The sequence below is a fragment of the Binatus sp. (SeqCode) genome, assembly GCF_050013435.1.
Lineage (GTDB): Bacteria > Desulfobacterota > Binatia > Binatales > Binataceae > Binatus.
Genome location: NZ_JBEKFG010000009.1, coordinates 16,219 through 34,946, shown reverse-complemented (window position 1 = coordinate 34,946; position 18,728 = coordinate 16,219). Strand labels below are relative to the sequence as shown.

Sequence of the window (18,728 nt, the reverse complement as noted above, 5' to 3'; positions counted from 1 at the left end):
AAGCGCGGTACACTAAGCTGAAAACATGAACCGAATATCGACTCTGTTGATCGCAGTTGCGCTTCCAATCGCTTTCGCGGCTCCAGCGATCGCGCAGGAAGGAAATACGCTGGGCACCGTCGTCAACGGAAATACCACGACTACATTCAAGGCCGCCGACACTCGCGATATCGACACGCGAAAGCTCAAGACCTGGAACGCTTTCGCGGCCGAGCATCCGAAGGTCGCAAGCGAACTCGCCCACAATCCCGCGCTGATCAATGACGACGCCTATGCGAAGAAGCATAAGCAGCTCGGCGCGTTCTTCGCGGCGAATCCGGATATTCGCCAGGCAATGGCGGCGAATCCCGGCAACTACGTTGCGATTCCGCCGCGTCCCGGCGAATAGCCGCGCGCGCTGCGCAGTCTGATTCGATCGGCCAGCCTGAGGGTGTCAGCCGCAGGCAGTTCACGATCTGACGAAGGCCGCATTGTTTTCTTACGCCGCACCGCGAAATACGGATTCGCGATGCGCCCGCGAGAATGTCAAGTACCTGTTCGGAGTTGGATCAGAAAAACGAAAGCGTTGGACGCAGACGTCGGGTCACTCGCCGGTCCTTTCGCGTACCGTGCGGCGGGCGAAGCCTTTGGAGCGGCGCTTCTTGACCTTGGTCGCTTCCGTCTGTCGCGTCTCAGCGAAATCTATCATCGCCTGCTGGCAGGCCGGGGCGGCGTCCGCGGCAGTGGTCCTGACGTAGGTGCCGTCGGCCTGCATTTCCCACTGGCATCGATTGGGCCGCAACTGCAGGTCGAGCACGATGCGCAGCTCCTTGCGCAGTTGAGGGTCCTCGACTGGCGCGACGACTTCGACGCGACTTTCAAGATTGCGCTTCATGCAATCGGCGGAGCCGATGAAAAACTCCTCCGCTCCGCCATTGCGAAAATAAAAGATGCGGCCGTGTTCGAGGAACCGGCCAACAATGCTCACCACGCGCACGTTCTCCGACAGTCCCTGGATTCCCGGGCGCAGCCTGCAGGTGTCGCGGACAATCAGGTCAACCTTCACGCCCGCCTGCGAGGCGCGATAAAGCGCCCGCGTGATGTCCACGTCCTCGAGCGCGTTCATCTTGAACTGAATCAGTCCGGGTGATGCGGCCGAATTGAGCTTGATTTCGCGCTCTATTCGCGCCAACAGCGCGCGCTTGAGCACGGTCGGAGCCGGCAGAATCTTGCGATAGGGACGATCCGGCATATAGCCGGTCGTCAGGTAGTTGAACAGCTCGGTCAGGTCTTCGCCGATAGTGCCGTCGCAAGTCAGCAGTCCGTAGTCGGCATAAAATCTCGCCGTCCCGGGATGATAGTTGCCGGTGCCAATGTGTGCGTAACGGCGCAGACCGTTGTAGTCCTGGCGAACAACCAGGATCACCTTGCTGTGAGTCTTCAGACCCACGACGCCGTAGGTTACGTGAATTCCGAATTCCTCGAGCCTGGTCGCAAACTGGATGTTCGCAGCTTCGTCGAAGCGCGCCTTCAACTCGACCACCACCGCCACCTGCTTGCCGTTGCGCGCCGCGTCGCACAGGTAGCTGATGATTTTCGAGTCGGGCGAGGTACGATACAGCGTCATCTTGATCGCGCGGACCTTCGGGTCGTCCGCGGCTTCGCGCAAAAACCGTTCCACCGACGTCGAGAACGACTCGTAGGGATGCAGCAGCAGGAACGAACCGGCGTCGCGAATGACGTGGAAGATACTGCGCCCGACGGTGAGGCGCGGATGATCCACCGGATGATGCGGCGGATCGTGCAGCGCAGGCGCGTCGATCGCCGCAAGCTCTCCCAAGTCGCGCATCGAGAGCATCTCATCCACTTCGAACACGTCGGCGCGTTCGTCCAGTCCAAGTTCAGCTGCCAGCATTCCGCGATGAACGGGATTAATTCCGGACAGCACTTCGAGCCGCACGATTGGCGCGAAACGGCGATCGCGCAGCTCGGATTCGATCAGAGCCAGCAAGTCGTCGGCCTCGTCCTCGTCGCGCTCCGTGTTGGCGTTGCGCGTCACCCGAAAAAGCTCGTACGAGTCGATCAGCATCGAGGGAAACAGCAGATCGAGATTGTTCGCGACGACGTCCTCGAGCCGGACAAAATCACTTTGATTGCCGACCCGCAGAAAGCGCGGGATTCCGAACCCGATCGGCACTTTCACCCGCGCCATCAGCGGGTCGGAGTCGTTCTGGTAACGCGCCGTGACCAGCAGGTTGAGCGACAGATTCGAGACGAACGGGAACGGATGCGCAGGATCCATCGCCTGCGGCGTCACCAGCGGGAAAATGTTCTTGTAGTAATACTCGCGAATCGACTTGCGCTCGTCGGCCGAGAGGCTGGCGTACAGACGCACGCGGATGCCGTAGTTCTCGAGCTGGCTGAGAATTCGCGGACCAAGCTCGCGCTGTCGCTGCTCGAGTTCGCGCACCACCAGGTAACACTCCGCGATCTGTTGTTGCGGCGTGCGCCCGTCAACGGTCAGCTCGTGCATCCCCGCGACGACCTGCTGCTTGAGGCCGCCGATGCGCTTCATGAAGAACTCGTCGAGGTTCGACGCTGTAATCGCGAGAAACTTGAGCCGCTCGAGCAGCGGATTTCGTTCGTCTTCCGCTTCATGCAGAACGCGCCGATTGAACGCGAGCCACGTGAGTTCGCGATTGAGAAACAGGTCGGGCGACGTAAGGTCCTTGTCGATTCGCGGCGCCGGCGCCTTCTCGGCCGCCGAAACCGACCCGTCAACAACAGTCAGCACTGCCGACGGATCGACCACTCCTCCATTTTGAGGCGCCGGCACATCCGGAGCGCTCGTTGCGGCAACTATCGCGGGGCTATCCGCCTGGTTCGCCATATGCTCATCTGGTCCCATCCTGCCCCAAGCATTCTAGCCGCCCGCGCGGTCTATTGCCTATCCCGGCCCCCGGGCGAGAAATTTGTGAGTATTTCCGCGGTGTTATAGGATGTTGATTTGTTATCGACGGGCCGATTGTGCGATTCTTCTGACTGGTTTTTCATCCCGGTGGCAGCATGAATGATTATTTGTATGAAGTCGGACGCCGGCTGGTCGCGTTCGACACGGTCAGCGCAAAAAGCGATCTCGACGCGATGGAATACATCGCAGCCGAGCTCGGACCGCGGGGATTCAAAACCGCGCTTCAACCGTTCGAGTTGTTCGGAGTCTCGCAGGCCAACCTGGTCGCATGGGTCGGGCCGCCGCGCGCCGACGGCCTGATAATTTCAGGACACGTGGACACCGTCCCCTACGACGGACAGCCAGGATGGGAGCGGGAGCCGCTCAAACTCGAACCCGCGGGCGAGCGGATTTACGGCCGCGGCACCACCGACATGAAAGGATTCATCGCGCAATGCCTCGACGCGGCGCGCACCCTCGATTCAGCCAGGCTCAATCGCCCCGTGGTATTCGTATTCACCGCGAGCGAGGAAGTCGGTTGTCTCGGCGCGCATAGCGTCGCGCCGGCGCTCAAACAAATTTTAGGCGACACTCCCGTCCCGCGGCTGGCGTGGATCGGCGAGCCGACCTCGTACGCAGTATGTCACGCGCACAAGAGCATCGTTGCGTTCGAGGTAAGCGTCCGCGGCATCGGAGGCCATAGCGGCGCACCGGCGATGGGCGTCAACGCGATTGCGGTGATGGCGCGCGTGATCGACACGATCGGCCGTTTTCAGCAGGAACTCGCGGCGCGCCAAAGTGCTGACTATTCGGCGATTTTTCCCGACGCGCCGTACGACGTGCTGAATTTTGGAACCGTGCAGGGCGGAATCGCACTCAACATGATCGCCGAGCAATGCAAGCTGCGCATCAGCTATCGCACGCTGCCCAACGCCGATCCGCTCGACGTCTACCGGGAGATCGGGCGCCGGGTCGACGCACTCGACGGCCACGACTATGCGGGCCGCGAGCATCGCGCGAAAATTGAAGTCGGGCTTTTGAACGTCGTGCCGAGTCTCGACTCGCCGCGCGGGACGGCTCTGGAAGCCGCGCTGTTCGACGCAACCGGCGCGAACACTTCCGGCGGCGCGGTCTACGCCACCGACGGCGGATGGTTCACCGGCTCGGGCATCACCTCGCTCATCTGTGGGCCCGGCGATCTCGAGCAGGCGCATCAGCCCAACGAGCACATCCGCCGCGACGCCTTCGAACGCGGCCCCGCGATGATTCGCAAAGTGATCGAACGCCTGTGCTGCGCCGCGTGATCCTTCGCTTTGCTCAGGATTGCACAAAAAAAGCACGCGCCCACCCGTGTCATTCTAGAGCGAAAGCTGCTGGAGCGAAGAATCCCGCATCCGGGTTCCGTCGCTGCGCTCAGGATGACACAAAGAGCAGCCGCATCTTTTCTCTTCCCCCCGCCCCCTCTTGTTTATCTTCTGAAGAGCGGCACGAGTGTCCGATGGTTATGGCTCTGGCGGCAGGCCCTCGCCCTTTCTGATGCGGCGAATCTCATCACCAAAGGGGTCGGATAAATCGATGCCCCATTTTTCACACCACGCGTTGGCCTGCTCCGACAACTGCTCGGGCGAGCTGCCGTGCTTGTTCCAAACCCGCTCAATAAGCGCGTCCATCTGCTCTCGCGTGCCCACACGTTGCCCGTAGTTAAGTTGAGAGCCGCTCATTACCGAGTTGAGGCCGAGGTTGAAGCCCTGCTTGTATTCGCGCTTCGACATTCCCGCGTCACGTGCTTCGGCAACGGTCTCGACGAACGTCGCGAGGTCGGCGCAGCGTTTGTCGTCTTGCGCTCGTGTCGGGTTAGGGATAATTGCGCTGGCGAGCGCGAGCACTGTTAGTGCGGCAAGAGCTTCAAGCGCCTGGCGGCGTCTTTCGGGGCTTGGCATTGAAGCTTATCCTCCCGGCACCGCTTATCCCAAGAAGCGACCCGCAGGGCAAGAGGGGGCCCCGCGAGCCCGCGCCCCCAGTTTGTCAACGGCAACGCGCTTCGTACTCAGCGCATGCGTCGGGGTCAGGACCCTCGAAGCCTGGGTTGTGACAAGCGTCGTAAAAGTCGTAGCAATCCGGGCGCGTGGCCACGTTGAAGTCTTCGAGGGTGGCCTCGTGGACCTTGAGCTTCTTACCGCTCAGCACCTGGCGCTCGGATTCGCGACGCTCCTTGCCTGGTACGCTGCTCTCCGCTGACTCGCAGAGTATCCTGGAGCCAATATGAATGATGATCACGGCGCCGCCGCTCGGTCCGACGAAGTTGGTCTCTAGGGCCTTCTTGCCTTTAAGCTCCGGCGGCGGTTTCCAACCTTGACAATCAGGGTAGGTAGTCGCTAGCAGCGGGCTTGCACTGGCGACCGCAACTAGCGCGGCGAACGCCGGCTTCATCACTGTGTTGAGTTTCATATGGACCTCCTCCCTGCAAGCCGCACAGGGTCTTGGCTTGGTGGACTCAGGGACGTTGCTTGCCCGCTTCGTCGCACTCAATATCAGGCCCAGATCGCCACGCCGCTACGCCAAGGTGAGCGCTCTGATCCGCATGACACCACCAAGTCCCGTGACAGGCTGGACAGGAACCCGTGAAGTGATAGATACCGGGGCGAACCGTCTGCATCGAGACGCGGAGCGTTCGCCTTCGACAACCGGGACACGTTGCGCTGGTAGCCATCGCCAAGAGGCCTTTTAACCCCAAAACCTAAAATTTTCTAGCTACACCAGCAAGGGCCGCGCGCGACAACGGAGCGCGGCCTTAACATTGGGTGCAGGGGTCACCCCTGCTACTGAACTGAAATCGGTATTCGAACTTCGAACGACGATTCGATCGAGACCCCGGCGTTATTGCACCGCGATGGGAATCCGGAGGTCGAATTCGGACGCCACCGGAATGCCATCGCGGGTGGCGGGGAAGAATTTCCAGGTTCGCAGGCTGGCGAGGATGACCTGGTTCAGGCGCGGATTTGAAGTCGGTTGCACCAGCGTGACCTGAACCTGACCTTCACGGTCGACGACGAAGTGGGCGATCGCGAGCGCCGAAAAAATGTTCTCGCGAAGATCGTCGGGGATCTGCGGAGTCGGCGCATACAGGGCGCGCGCGCCGATGCTCTCGGAGGCGCTACCTTCGGGCGAGCCGCCGCCTGCGCCGCTTGGTTCGCTCTCACTGGGAACAGTGGCTCGCCCGAGGGAGATTCCTCCCACGGTGGAAGCGGGAAGCGCGTCTGGTTGGGGATTCAGCGCCTGCGCCGGGGCAGGCGCGGCCAGATTGCGCGGCTTGATCGACGCGAATTTCTTGCGTGGCGCGGGATGGAGTATCGGCGCGATGGGTACCGGCTTGGCCGGCTCCGCCGGCGGCGGCTCGACGAGGATAGCTTCGACCGCCGTCGTGCGCGGCGGCGCGATGGGGCGCTGCGAGATAAGTATCTCGCCAAATCCCGCGAGCATCAGGGCGCACGACAACACGGATGTGACAATGGAGACAGCAAATTGGCGCCAGTGGTTCTGGAAGACCAGACGATCGTCGTCATCCCAAACCACGAGATCATTTTGGTTAATGTCGAACTGTTGCACGAGTTTCATCGGCTAGATGCCGGACCGGCAAGCAGATCCGATCGCAGGCCGCGATAAAGGGCTCGGCGCGGCCCGAGTTCGTTCAACCGCTTCTCGAGCTCGACCCACGAAAACCCGAACGTCTCGAGTAGCTCCGCCAGTGCCGCCGGCAGGCGCAGGCATCGCGCATAGAGCACGGCCCGGTCGATGATAATCGCGATTGCGAGAACGCCAAGCGCCAGCAGCGGATAGACCATCGCGCCGCCGAACTTGATCGCGTTCCACGCTACAAATAATTCCTGCATTAATCAGTTCTCTTCACGATCTGACACCGGGCGCCCGAGCTGCGTTTCATGGCGCCTGCACGCTGGCGGGTTTTGTGAATGGAAGCTCCCATTTTATTCCGCCGTACAACGCTCGACGAGGGCCGTATTGATCGGCGAATACGCCGATACCAGTGCCGTTTCGAACCAGGTAAGTGCGATCGGCGAGATTCACGATCGCGGTGCGAAATTCGAGCACGCCTCGATTGTTGGGCAGCGGTACGCGCCTGGCGATGCCCGCATCGACCTGGATATAGAACGGCAGGTTGCCGGTATTCGCGAATCCGCTTCTAAGTCCGCTTCCGTAAATCCCGTCGATGCTGAACGTGAATCCGCGCCAGTTGTAAACGGCGCCGGCGGAATTGGTGAATGTCTGGTCGTGATCCAGAAAGACATAGTGACTATTGATGTAGCTAAGCTCGGCGGGCGTGAAGTTGAATTGCCCGGATTCCACCTGCGTGCCCTGCGCGACGCTATAGGCGAAGTTATTGTAGGCGTAAAAATTTTCGTGAGTGTATGAACCCGTGAACTCGACTCCCCAAACGCGCCCCTTTGCGTAGTTGAATGTTTCGAAGATCAGCGCCGGCCCAAACTGCCCCTCGTCGATAAGATCGGCGGCCTTCTTGTAATAGGAATCGATGCCGATGTTCAGTCCGGGAACGATCTCTTGCGTAGCTCCCACATCAAACAAATGGTCGCGCTCCACGGTCGGCGTGCTGTTGCCGGTAGAAAGCGGCGCGCCGGTGGTGTCCCTGACTTTCGCGATTGCACTCACTGATACGAGTTCGGTTGGCGGCGGCGTGAATTGACGCGCATAGCCAGCGTGCAGCGTCGTGCCCTTGAACGGAGTGTACACCAGCGCGGCGCGCGGACTGGCCTGGTCGGCTCGCACCAGCCCGTCGTACAGGTCGAAGCGGACTCCATAATTGAACGTCAGTTGTTTTGTCAGCTTCCATTCGTCCTGGAGGTAGCCGCTGTAAATCCAGGTCTGCAGCGCCAGGTCATCAACGAACGAAATGGGGATAGGTGACGATTGCACGCCGCCAACTGCCGGGAACGTCGACTCATGATTGTCGATCTCGGCGCGCTCGGCGTCGAAATACCCGCCGAGCCGAAACGTATGATCGGCAACTCCATGGTAAGCCGTGTCGATCTGAAAACCGTTGGCCCAGTCGCTGCGAAAAACCCTGGACGCGGCGCCATTGTAAATCAGGTCGCCGGTGTGGTCCGGATTGAAAGTGACCGCCGAGTAACGGCTGAAGGGCGCGATCTGGTAATCGAAATCCTCTCCGACGGTGCCCTGCAGCGCCAGCACGTTGAAGTAGTTTTGCTCGAACTGGTTGTCGCGGACTTTCGCCGACGGATAGACCGGCACGTCTTCCAGCACGAACAACTGCGGCTGATTGGGGTTCGCGGGAATCTGAAAGTGATTGATCGCAGTTCCCGTGATCAAGCTCAGCCGCGTCGTGGGACTCAGCAAATACGAAAAGTACCCGAACCCAGATCCCTGGTTGCTGGTATCGTGAATCGCCGTGGGCCCGGACGTCGGCGGCTCCAGTCCTCGATCGGTGCCGAGGTATTGCCCCGTCACGAAGTAGCTGAAGCTGCCCTTCGAGCCGCCGTACTCGAAGCTCGGCTGCGTCGTTCCGCGCTGCCCGCCGTAAAAATCAACGTCGGCCAGGTTGTCCAACTGCCCGTCCTTGGTCTTGATATCGACGATGCCGGCGGTGCGCAGGCCGTATTCGGCCGGCAGCGCACCTGTCAGCAGGCTGATCGATTGGGCAAAGCGCGGACTGAGCGCCTGTCCGAAGCCGGTGATGCCTTCGGGAAGCTGGATGCCGTTTATCCGGTACTGCAAATCGGCATGGTCTCCGCGCACGTGGATCTGTCCATACGAATCCTGCGCGACGCCCGGCGCCTGCAGTATCACCTGGTTCAAAGGCGTGTTCGCGCCCTGGGGCAATTGCTGGATCGCCTTGTCGGTGAACGTGTATTTGCTCCCGCCGGTGTCCGGCGACAAAGAATTGCGCGACTTGTCCAGCCGCTTCGCCGCGACCGCGAGGCTGACCGATTGCTCCGCTTCCATCGCGAGCACCAATGGCGCGGCGCCCTTCGTCGAGACTGTCACGATCGCCGTAGCCGTCTTGAATCCATTCCTGGTCGCCACGACCGCATAGGTGCCGCGCCCGACCGCGATAAACGAGAATTCACCCGCGTCGTTGCTCGAAGAACGAGCCACAGCCCGCCCGTTGGAGGCCTGCAGCCGAAGCGCCGCTTGCTTGATCGGTCTGCCGAGAGCGTCCTTCACAACGCCCGTGATTCGATACTTCGTGGTCGTCGAAGTCTTCACATTCGCCGCTATAGCGGCCGTGCAAAACGCCAGTTGGATCAAGATCCCGGCAAGCAAGATCTTCAAAAGCAAATTCCTTCGCATCGCAAGCTCCCGTACCGTTCAAGGTTCCCCCGCGCCTTCGGGACGCGAGTGGCGCCGCGCGAACCGATCGCGCGCGCCAGAACAATTCGGATGTGTCGAAAAGGGGGCTTAGAGCGATACGGGCGGCGCACGCACGCGCGCGGCCGAGAGGACCGGCGACTCGGATCGGATCGGCGCGGCGATGAATATCGTCCCGGCTATCGCCGGTCCACGCGCGGCGGTCGCCGTCGATGCAACCGAGCCCGGCGAATGCAACGCGAGTTGACAAACCGGACAGAACCCCGGGTCGGCGCTGAACTCGGCGACCGCAACCCCGTTGCGCGAAGCCGCGCCCGCATGAAAATGAGCCGAGCCAATCGCCTGCGACACGAGTATCAGCGCCGCGCCGAAGATCGCGATCGCGCGCGCCGCCACTGTGCCGGATTTGTGAAACCTGGATAGCATCAGATCTTGCCCGGCACGGATGACCGCCGCCGGACTCTATCTCCGATCAAGCGTGCCGTCTGACAACCTGATATGTCAAGCGGCCCCCGGCTAATCTCGTGGTTCCCCTTGATACTCAGTTCCGTCACATTATCATTCGGCGCCGAGAGCGAATCGTTGGCGAGGAAAACGCCTCGCCTGGACATTCCATGTTTGGCGAATCTCCAGAAATCCGGCTAAGTTAGCCGCGAGACGGGAGGATCGGTATGAACCAGTTCAAAGTCGGCGACGTCAAAATAACCCGGATCATCGAAAGCGAGGCGCCATGGCCGGGCACCTTCATCTTGCCCAACGCCACCGGCGAGAATGTCCTGAAAGAAGCCGACTGGCTCTACCCCACCTTCTCCGACGAAAAGGGCAAGCTCCGCATGAGCATCCACGCGCTGGTGGTCGAATCGCAGGGCAAGCGGATCATCGTCGATACCTGCATCGGCAACGAGAAGGTTCGTTCGAACCCGGCGTGGAGCAATCTGAAGCTGCCGTTTCTGAGCGACCTGGGAAAAGCGGGTCACACGCGCGACCAGATCGATCGCGTCATCTGCACGCATCTGCACGTGGACCATGTCGGGTGGAACACCATGCTCAAGGACGGCAAGTGGGTGCCGACGTTCCCCAACGCCCGCTACCTGATAGGCGACACCGAGTGGGATTACTGGTCGAAGTTCGACCTCAAGGACATGCGCGATCCGGTCGAGGATTCGGTGCGTCCGATTGTTGATATCGGGATGGCCGATCTGATCGACTCGAACTTTCGCGTCACCGACGAAGTATGGCTCGAGCCGACGCCCGGCCACACTCCCGGACATCACAGCGTGAGGATTTCGTCGAAAGGGAATGAAGCGGTGATCACCGGCGACCTGATGCATCATCCGATTCAATGCCGATATCCCGAATGGGACGACGGATTCGATTCCGACGGCGCGATGGCGAAGAAGACCCGGCGCGCGTTCTGCGAGAAGTACGCTGACACCAACGTCGTCGTTTTCGGGACGCATTTTGCCACGCCATCGGCTGGAAAAATCGTGAAGAAGGGCGACTCGTTCAGATTCACGGCCTAAGCCGGGCGTGCAGCGCGACGATTCAATTCCAAATCCAGAGCCGTCCCGCGTGAGCGCGGCGCCGCGCGAGTTGACGTTGCGTGGTATCGCGCTCGGCATCGCGCTGGCGCTGATCCTCGGCGCGGCAAACGCCTATCTCGGCCTGTACGCGGGCTTGACCGTATCCGCGAGCATCCCGGCCGCCGTCATCTCGATGGCAATTCTGCGGATTCTCGGCGGCTCGACGATCCTCGAGAACAACGTGGTGCAAACGATCGCATCGGCGGGCGAGGCGGTCGCCGCCGGCGCGATCTTCACGTTTCCGGCGCTGGTCATTCTGGGCGGCGTCAGGACGATCCCGTACGTCGAGGTGACGGCACTGTGCGTCGTTGGCGCGACGATGGGCGCGCTGATGGTGGTCTTCCTGCGCCGCGCGTACATCGTCGAGGAGCGGCTGCCGTTTCCCGAAGGGGTAGCGTGCGCGCAGGTGCTTCGCGCCGGCGATGCACAGGCAAATGTTCGCCCGCTCGTAATCGGGGGGCTCATCTCGGCGGCTCTCAAAGCCCTCCAGGACATCGCCGGAATTATTCCCGGCGCGGTCTCGGGCGCGCGATGGGTCGGCAGCGCCGCGGTGGCCGGGTCGCTCGATATTTCGGCGGCGCTGCTCGGCGTCGGCTACATAATAGGAATCAGGATCGCAGCGCTGGTATTCGCCGGCGGAGCATTCGCGTGGCTGGTCGCGATTCCCGTGCTCACGGCGTTTCATCCCGGATACCCAACGGGCGACGCCGCCACGACCGCGTCGCAACTGTGGAGCAGCCAGGTGCGCTATCTCGGGGTCGGCGCGATGCTCACCGGCGGAGTCGTGACGCTATGGCGATTGCGCACCCGCATCGCATCGGCGATCGCCGACAGCATTCGCATCGTGCGCTCGACGCAAGCCGTCGCGACGGCCCGCGAGGATACCGATCTTGCGGCGCGCGCGGTGCTGACCGCGGTGGCGCTTTGCGTTCCGGTAATCTTCGCCATCTGCCTGGGGCTGAGCGGGCAAGTCGCGCTCAGCGTGGCGCTGGCAGTTATCCTGACGGTGATCTGTTTTTTCGCGACGGCGATCGCCGGCTATCTGACCGGAATAGTCGGCGCGTCGAACAATCCGGTCTCGGGCGTCACGGTGATTGTATTGCTCGCCGTGGCGCTGTTTCTCAAATTGGCCGGCGTGTCGCAAAGCGTCGGACCGCAACTGGCGATTCTTGCGGGCGCGATCGTGTGCACGGCGGCTGCGATGGCGGGTGATTCCATGCACGACCTCGCGACCGGTTATCACGTCGGCGCGACGCCGCGCTCGCTCGAAATTGGCGTGCTGGTCGGCGCGATCGCATCGTCATTCCTGATGGCGCCGATTCTGAACCTGCTGATCGCCGGCTACGGAATAGCGGGCACTGCGACCGCGCGAGCCGGCGCGCTTGCCGCTCCGCAAGCGTTTCTGATGGCGAAAGTGACGCAGGGAGTTTTTCACGGCGGATTGCCGCTGGGAACGATCGCGACCGGCGCCGCACTCGCGGCGATGCTCGGCTTCAGCGATCGCTACCTGGAACGCCGCGGATCGAAGTGGCGCACGCCGATCATGCCCGCCGCTATCGGGTTGTATCTTCCGTTCGGCCTCAGCTTGGCGATTTTTATCGGCGCGCTTGCGCACTCGCTTTTCGGATCCGAAGAAGAGGCGGAGAGCGGGCCTGGCATTCTGCTCGCGGCCGGTCTGGTGGCGGGCGAGGCGCTGATGGGCGTTGCGAGCGGCGCGATGGTCACGGCGGGAGTCCGGCTGCCGATTTTCTGATCCGACAGGAGATCTGCATGCGGCAGGTCGTCAGTTCTTTACGAAAGATTACAAAGGATAAATCACCTTATTAAATGTGAAACCCGCCGTGGGTTTCACACTTCCCTGGGCAGGGGTGACCCCTGCACCCAACGTCAGGACGAGGATGCGGGACTTCGTCCCTGTCAGAACTTGTCAGGCGGGAGAGGCGGACAGCCGCAACGCGACGGGTGGGGGGCGCTATTTGCGCATTTGGCGCAATTGCCGATGGGTCAGCATCCAGCGCAGCTCGCCGCCGCCGCGTTCGAAGCGCGGGGGCAGGTCAATCGCGATACATCCCCCGGTCTTCAACCTCAGATGAGTGACGTCGGCTGCGCCGGCCAGCAGAATCGACGCGATGGCGCTCAGTTGCGGCTCGTGTCCGACGATCATCACCTCGCCATGCTTTGCAAATGCGCGCAGCGCGGTCACCGCGTCGGCGGCTGCCACACCGGTGGCGAGCGCGGGCAACACCTGCGGCGGCGGAGTATTTTCGTAGGCGGCTGAGACGATCTCGGCGGTTTCGGCGGCGCGCGCGAGCGGGCTGGTCAGAATCGCATCAAACTTCAGACCCATCGCGCGCAGACCGGCGGCGGCTGCGCGCATTTTTTCCTTGGAACGTTCGGTGAGCTTGCGCGCGCCGTCGTCGCCGCTCGATGCGGCCTCTTCGGCGGTCGCGTGACGCAGAATATAGAGCATCATTGGATTTATTCCGTGGGGATTGCTTCCGTGGCGGATTGCGAGTTCATCGAATTGTGATTGGACTGCGGTGGGTCTTCGAGCTCGCGGCGCGCGATTTGCGACCGATTCGGCAGATCAGATCCGCTTGCATCCGCAGCCGCAGTGGGCGCGCTCACCGGCATCAGCGCCAATCTACCGGCGCGTCGAATTTCCTCGAGCGTATCGCGAATCGCGTCGGAGCGCTCGAACCGACGCCACGCTCTGACGCATCGCCGGCGCAGTTTGTTTTCGCGGCTATCCAATGACTGAATCATCGCGCCGGCCGCGAGCATGGTCCTGGGCGGCGCGGCGGATGTCTCGGCATACGACAACAGCCAGGCGGATGCCACCGTGACGTCGTGATAAAGCCCGAGCAGCTCCTGGAGCGCCTCGAGCCGCGCCAGGGTTTTCTTATGGCGCTTACCACCCAGCGGCGCGACCATCTCGAGCTCGTAGCGCAGCCGCTTGATTCGAACGCGGAGCTTGTGGAAAACCAGCGTCGGGGCGTCACGGTCAAGTTTTTTGCCAAGACGCGCCGCACCGTGCGTAGCCGGCCTGATCAACTGGGCGGCGACGCCGCCGAGCACCCGGTCGGCGCCGATTTTTTTGATCGCCGGCCGCGACAGTTTCGCGATCAGGTTCCGATAGCGCTTCGACGCGAGCAGCTCATAGAGCCTGGCGTGCTCGGACTTGCGCCGTTGGTCGAGCGCCTCGACCATCGGAGCGATCGCGGCTTTCAGATCGGGATCGATTTTGGCGGCGCGAGCGCCGATCAACGCCGCCGTCACGTCACATTCGCGGACGGCGCCGGCCTGAGCGCCGATCCACGGAATGTCGCGCCGGTAGAGCTTGAGCTGCGCGGCGTAGATGAGATTCGAGAACAGTTCGATCGACGCGCGCAGGCGCCGCGCCGAGACGCGAAGTTGATGCAGCGGCTCCTCATCGCCGGACTCGGCCGCGTCCTGATGCCACAACAGCGATTGAGCGCCGAACGCGATCGCTTTGCGCGCGGCGTCGGCGACGGTTTCGCCGGGGGAGAGCGTCAGCCTGCGCGGCGGCGCATCGGAGCGCGAGGCTTCCACCACCGTGCTATTCCTTGCGCGTCGATGCGCGGCTGTCGGCCAAATCGCGACGCGACCTGTCGTTGGCACCCGACAAATATTCGGCGATGTGTTTTCTAAGCTCGCCCTGCAGCTCCTCGATCGGAAGACGCGCATCGACCGAGACGAAACCGAACTCACCGGACAAGCGCCGGTACTCGTCGATCAGGCGGCCCTGGTAGCGCTCGAATGAATCGAACAAGTCGATGCCGAGCGCGAGATGCATCCCGGATTCCCAGTAGTCCATCCCCTTGCCCATGATCACGCGGGGGATGAGAGATTCGACGTCGATGTCGAGGTAGAGGACCAGGTCGGGCACCAGCGCCATCCCGAACACCTCGCGGGTCCAGTTTGGATCGGCGCCCATCACGGAGTTGCGGGCGAAGGCGGTGTACATGTAGCGATCGGCGATCACGATAAAGCCCGCCTGCAACGCCGGCAGGATTTCGTGCTCGAGACGATCGGCAAAATCCGCGGCGTAGAGCAGCGAGAAGGTCGTGACCGTCAGCCGATGGCCGGCCTTGGCCTCGTTGATGGTCTCGGAGAGCAGCGGAGAGCGCGTCCATCCGGTGTTGCTGACGGCGTAGCCTTCGAGTTCGAGCCACGGCCGGAGCAGTTCAATCTGCGCGGAGCGGCCGACGCCGTCGGTTCCTTCGATCGCGATCAAGTGGCCGGGCAGCCGTTTTTTCGCGAGGTACGGCATACCGTGGCCGTACCAGCTCTTAGCGCGAGTGGGATGTGACGCCATTTTTTCCGTTCGCTCGATTGCGGTCGTAGTTGTGAAGAATTTCCTGGACCATCGTGCGTATGACTCTCTGTTGATCGGGGATCTCGGCGGTCGCGTCAATCGGACGCATCCCGAACTCGAGCGTCAGTTGATCGTAAATTTCGAGCACGCGGCTCTGAAATATGCGGAAGCTCTCGACCGGATCGGCCGAGAGGCCGACATCCATTCCGGCCTCGTGGTACTTGAGCTTGGCGCGGCCCGCCAGCAGCCGCTCGAGCGAAATGTCGATCGGCACGCGAAAGTAGAGCGTCAAATCGGGGCGCAGCGCCGGGCTGTAAACCGCGCGGACCCACTCGGGATGGACGCCGCGCGCCACGTCGCGCGCGAAGGCGGTGTACACGTAGCGATCGGCGAGCACGATCATGCCGGCCTTGAGCGGGGGAAGGATCTGATAGGTCAGCCGATCGGCGAAATCGACGGCGTGCAGCAGCGAAAAAGTGGTCGGCGTCAGCAGATTTTTTTTCTTGCCGCGTTGCATCGAACGCCGCACCAGCCGCGACGAATTCCACTCGGTGAAATGCACCGGGTAGCCGCGCGACCGCAGCCATCGCTCGAGCAGCAGCAGTTGCGTCGATTTGCCCGAGCCGTCGATTCCCTCGACGCAGATCAATCGTCCGCGATACGGATGCGGCGTTTCGAGCAGGGTCTTGGGCGCGGTCCCGGGCGCAGGCTTACGTCCGGTTGCGGACGGACCAGCGTCGCCGTTGGTGGAAGGTACAGCGGCAAGCAACTCCGGCGCTGCAGGATCACCTGGCGATCCAGCAGTCTCGACAACAAGTCGGTCCTTCTCTGGCATGTCCATAGCTCGAGGTCGGCCTTCTCGCGCTTCGAATCAACTCCAACGATTAAACGGCCCGGTGAGTATCTGACCTCGATGTTTTTAACCACACCGAAGTGGCTTCGGTCCAGCGCGTCCGCGACCCGCAAAATCGCGGCGAGGCCTCTGATCACACGGCGCTTGGCGGGGCTAAGCGGCTTCAAATCCGGCGAATCGAGCTTGGGGGCTTGCTTGCGATGCCCGCGAGCCACCTGTGCGATGACCTCGATTTCGTCAGTGTCGAAGCCGAACAACTCCGCGTTTTTAATCAGGTAGTAAGAATGGCGATTATGCCGGTCATGATCAATCGCGTGGCCGATATCGTGTAATAACGCCCCGAATTCAAGCAGTTCCCGCGAGGACCTGGGCAGCCCCAGAACCGGCGCCGTCGCGTCGAACAGCTTGAGCGCAAGCCGCGCGACCTGGCGATGAACGCCCAATGTCGAAAATGTTTTCGCTGTATCATCGCAAATCCATCGGGATTAATCTGAGCCGGACACGCCGCACGGACGTATTTGCTTGGCAGCCCCAGCCTCATCCGCGATTGGAACCGACTATCCCGAGTACGGGTCCTCCAGCCACAAGTGGCTGATCGCGCTGGCCGTGATGCTGGGGACGACGCTCGAGGTGCTCGACACGTCGATCGTCAACGTCGCGCTGCCGCATATGCAAGGCAGCTTCTCGGCGAGCGTCGACGAGATCGCGTGGGTGCTCACCAGTTACCTGGTCGCCAACGGGATCATGATTCCCATGACGGGATGGATCTCGTCGCGCTTCGGCCGCAAGCGCTACTTCATGATGTCCGTCGCCGTGTTCGTCGCCGCCTCGGGCCTGTGCGGCGCCGCTCGATCACTCGATCAGATGGTCATCTTTCGATTGATACAGGGCGCGGCGGGCGCGGCGATGGTGCCGTCGTCGCAGGCGATCCTGATGGAGACATTCCCGCCCAACGAACAGCAACTCGCGATGGCGACGTGGGGGATGGGCCTGATGGTCGCGCCGATCATGGGTCCGACGCTCGGCGGATGGATCACCGACAATTGGAACTGGCGCTGGAATTTTTATATCAACCTGCCGGTTGGGGCCGCCGCGTTCCTGATGGTTTGGACGTTCGTTCACGACCCCGCGTACTTGCGGACCCGCCGCGTCAAGGGCGGCAAGACCGACTACACCGGAATCATCCTGCTCGTCGTCGGGCTCGGCCTGGGGCAGCTCGTGCTCGATCGCGGCCAGCGCGCCGATTGGTTCAGCTCGCCGTGGGTCGTTTGGGGTACAATTTTTTCCGCGATCTGCCTGGTGGGACTCACGATCAACGAATTGCGCACCACCGAACCGATTCTGGATCTTTCAATCCTCGGGATTCCCGTTTTCTCGATCTCCGTGATGCTGATGGTGGCGATGAGCTTCGCGCTGTTCGGCACCGGACTGTTGAATCCCATTTTTCTGCAGGAGCTGATGGGTTACAGCGCGTGGAAGGCGGGTCTGGTGCTCGCGCCGCGCGGACTTGGCACGATGGCGGCGATGCTGATCGTCGGACAGCTTGGGCGCTACCGCTACGATACGCGTCCGTTGATCGGGGTTGGCTTCACCATAATGGCTATCGCCTTGTGGACGATGGCGGGATGGGACACTCAAGTGAGCACGTGGGCGGTGACCTGGCCCAGCCTCGTCATGGGAGTCGGGCTGGGCATGATTTTCCCTACGCTGTCCGCCACTACGCTCTCGTGCGTCAGCCGCGAGCGCGTCGGTTACGCCGCGAGCCTCTACAACATGATGCGCAACACCGGCGCTGCGATCGGCATCTCATACATGACGACCGTGCTCGTGGATCATGAGCAGACGCATCAGTCTTACCTGGTCGAGCATTTCACCGCCTTCGACGCGTGGAAAATGAGCGCGGCGGCGCGCCTCACTCCCGGCGCGCGCAGCTTTGACTATATGCCGCAAATACTCACTGGCCAGAAGCAGGGACTTGGCATGGTGTACGGGATGATCCAGCGCCAGGCGATGATGCTGTCGTTCAATGACATCTACCGCACATTGGCTATTACAGTGATATTTCTGATTCCTACCTTCCTGTTGCTGCGCCGCACTCAACCCAGCAGCGCTACGGCCGCCCACTAGTCCTTCATCGCCGCGAGCACTCGCTCGAAGACCTCCAGCGAGGGGCGATCGAACAGCACAAATTCCACACGCTCGAGCGTCGTCGAACCGCCGAGATGCGCGCGCACTTCCTCGAGCATCACCCGCGCGCATCGCTCGATTGGAAACCCCGCGATGCCGGTGCCGATCGCCGGAAATGCGATCGACTTGAGCGAGTTCTCATTGGCGCGCATCAGCGAGTTGCGCGTCGCCGCGCGCAGATTCGCCTGCGACGTCGATTCTCCCAGCCGCATGCTCGCCGCGTGAATTACGTGCCGCGCACGCAGCCGTCCCGCGCCCGTAATCGCCGCCTCGCCCAGTGCAATCGGCCCAATCCGGTCGCATTCCTGCGCAATCTCCGGCCCGCCCTTGACGCGAATCGCGCCCGCGACGCCGCCGCCGAGCATCAGGTCGTTGTTCGCGGCATTCACAATCGCATCAACATCCGCGTCCGTGAGGTCGCCCTGGGACAGCCCAATCTTTGCGCGCCAATCCTTGCTCATCGTCACCTCGTACGCG

General features: G+C 61.9%; 18 protein-coding genes. 5 read left to right on the top strand and 13 right to left on the bottom strand.

Going from position 1 to position 18,728, the window contains the following annotated elements; translation table 11 throughout:
• Positions 1 to 25 precede the first annotated feature (25 nt).
• Entirely contained in the window at positions 26 to 388 is a 363-nt protein-coding gene (locus ABSB13_RS03175) for a hypothetical protein (RefSeq protein WP_428105450.1), read from the top strand.
• A 195-nt stretch (positions 389 to 583) separates the two neighbouring features.
• Here ABSB13_RS03175 and ppk1 read toward each other — a convergent pair whose 3' ends face one another.
• On the bottom strand, positions 584 to 2,869 hold the full coding sequence (gene ppk1 / locus ABSB13_RS03170; RefSeq protein ID WP_428105449.1) for a polyphosphate kinase 1: 2,286 nt from the start codon (positions 2,867 to 2,869) through the stop codon (positions 584 to 586).
• A 176-nt stretch (positions 2,870 to 3,045) separates the two neighbouring features.
• Here ppk1 and argE point away from each other — a divergent pair, with 176 nt between their 5' ends.
• On the top strand, positions 3,046 to 4,233 hold the full coding sequence (argE, locus tag ABSB13_RS03165) for an acetylornithine deacetylase (RefSeq protein WP_428105447.1): 1,188 nt from the start codon (positions 3,046 to 3,048) through the stop codon (positions 4,231 to 4,233).
• 198 nt (positions 4,234 to 4,431) lie between these two features.
• Here the strand turns inward: argE and ABSB13_RS03160 are convergent, their stop codons facing one another.
• The 6 genes from ABSB13_RS03160 to ABSB13_RS03135 all read right to left on the bottom strand — a co-directional run bounded on the left by ABSB13_RS03160 (position 4,432) and on the right by ABSB13_RS03135 (position 9,715).
• A complete protein-coding gene (locus ABSB13_RS03160) occupies positions 4,432 to 4,869 on the bottom strand; it encodes a hypothetical protein (RefSeq protein WP_428105446.1) in 438 nt (145 codons plus the stop codon).
• A gap of 85 nt (positions 4,870 to 4,954) precedes the next feature.
• A complete protein-coding gene (locus ABSB13_RS03155; protein ID WP_428105445.1) occupies positions 4,955 to 5,377 on the bottom strand; it encodes a hypothetical protein in 423 nt (140 codons plus the stop codon).
• Positions 5,378 to 5,806: 429 nt separating this feature from the next.
• A complete protein-coding gene (locus ABSB13_RS03150; RefSeq protein ID WP_428105442.1) occupies positions 5,807 to 6,544 on the bottom strand; it encodes an energy transducer TonB in 738 nt (245 codons plus the stop codon).
• Complete coding sequence (locus ABSB13_RS03145) at positions 6,541 to 6,819, bottom strand: hypothetical protein (RefSeq protein WP_428105441.1); 279 nt, start codon at positions 6,817 to 6,819, stop codon at positions 6,541 to 6,543. The genes ABSB13_RS03150 and ABSB13_RS03145 overlap by 4 nt, the downstream gene beginning before the upstream one ends.
• Before the next feature lie 46 nt (positions 6,820 to 6,865).
• Entirely contained in the window at positions 6,866 to 9,187 is a 2,322-nt protein-coding gene (locus ABSB13_RS03140) for a TonB-dependent receptor (protein WP_428105439.1), read from the bottom strand.
• Between the two features lie 192 nt (positions 9,188 to 9,379).
• Positions 9,380 to 9,715 (bottom strand): hypothetical protein, encoded by a 336-nt coding sequence (locus ABSB13_RS03135; protein ID WP_428105438.1) that lies wholly within the window; start codon positions 9,713 to 9,715, stop codon positions 9,380 to 9,382.
• A 245-nt stretch (positions 9,716 to 9,960) separates the two neighbouring features.
• On the opposite strand from ABSB13_RS03135, the gene ABSB13_RS03130 reads away from it, so the two are divergent.
• A complete protein-coding gene (locus ABSB13_RS03130) occupies positions 9,961 to 10,812 on the top strand; it encodes an MBL fold metallo-hydrolase (RefSeq protein WP_428105436.1) in 852 nt (283 codons plus the stop codon).
• A gap of 49 nt (positions 10,813 to 10,861) precedes the next feature.
• The gene (locus tag ABSB13_RS03125) at positions 10,862 to 12,625 is read left to right on the top strand and encodes an OPT family oligopeptide transporter (protein ID WP_428105434.1); all 1,764 of its coding nucleotides are present in this window, start codon (positions 10,862 to 10,864) and stop codon (positions 12,623 to 12,625) included.
• Positions 12,626 to 12,844: 219 nt separating this feature from the next.
• Here ABSB13_RS03125 and sixA read toward each other — a convergent pair whose 3' ends face one another.
• Genes sixA through ABSB13_RS03100 form a run of 5 tightly spaced genes read right to left on the bottom strand, consistent with a single transcriptional unit; the run spans position 12,845 to position 16,507 of the window.
• The gene (gene sixA / locus ABSB13_RS03120; RefSeq protein ID WP_428105433.1) at positions 12,845 to 13,345 is read right to left on the bottom strand and encodes a phosphohistidine phosphatase SixA; all 501 of its coding nucleotides are present in this window, start codon (positions 13,343 to 13,345) and stop codon (positions 12,845 to 12,847) included.
• 5 nt (positions 13,346 to 13,350) lie between these two features.
• Entirely contained in the window at positions 13,351 to 14,448 is a 1,098-nt protein-coding gene (locus ABSB13_RS03115; RefSeq protein ID WP_428105431.1) for a CHAD domain-containing protein, read from the bottom strand.
• A gap of 4 nt (positions 14,449 to 14,452) precedes the next feature.
• Complete coding sequence (locus ABSB13_RS03110) at positions 14,453 to 15,211, bottom strand: dTMP kinase (protein ID WP_428105430.1); 759 nt, start codon at positions 15,209 to 15,211, stop codon at positions 14,453 to 14,455.
• Positions 15,186 to 15,860, bottom strand: coding sequence for a dTMP kinase (locus ABSB13_RS03105; protein WP_428105494.1), 675 nt, complete (start codon positions 15,858 to 15,860; stop codon positions 15,186 to 15,188). The genes ABSB13_RS03110 and ABSB13_RS03105 overlap by 26 nt, the downstream gene beginning before the upstream one ends.
• On the bottom strand, positions 15,857 to 16,507 hold the full coding sequence (locus ABSB13_RS03100; RefSeq protein WP_428105429.1) for an HD domain-containing protein: 651 nt from the start codon (positions 16,505 to 16,507) through the stop codon (positions 15,857 to 15,859). The genes ABSB13_RS03105 and ABSB13_RS03100 overlap by 4 nt, the downstream gene beginning before the upstream one ends.
• Positions 16,508 to 16,586: 79 nt before the next feature.
• On the opposite strand from ABSB13_RS03100, the gene ABSB13_RS03095 reads away from it, so the two are divergent.
• On the top strand, positions 16,587 to 18,191 hold the full coding sequence (locus ABSB13_RS03095; protein ID WP_428105427.1) for a DHA2 family efflux MFS transporter permease subunit: 1,605 nt from the start codon (positions 16,587 to 16,589) through the stop codon (positions 18,189 to 18,191).
• Here ABSB13_RS03095 and ABSB13_RS03090 read toward each other — a convergent pair.
• Complete coding sequence (locus ABSB13_RS03090) at positions 18,188 to 18,712, bottom strand: macro domain-containing protein (RefSeq protein ID WP_428105426.1); 525 nt, start codon at positions 18,710 to 18,712, stop codon at positions 18,188 to 18,190. The genes ABSB13_RS03095 and ABSB13_RS03090 overlap by 4 nt on opposite strands.
• Positions 18,713 to 18,728 lie beyond the last annotated feature (16 nt).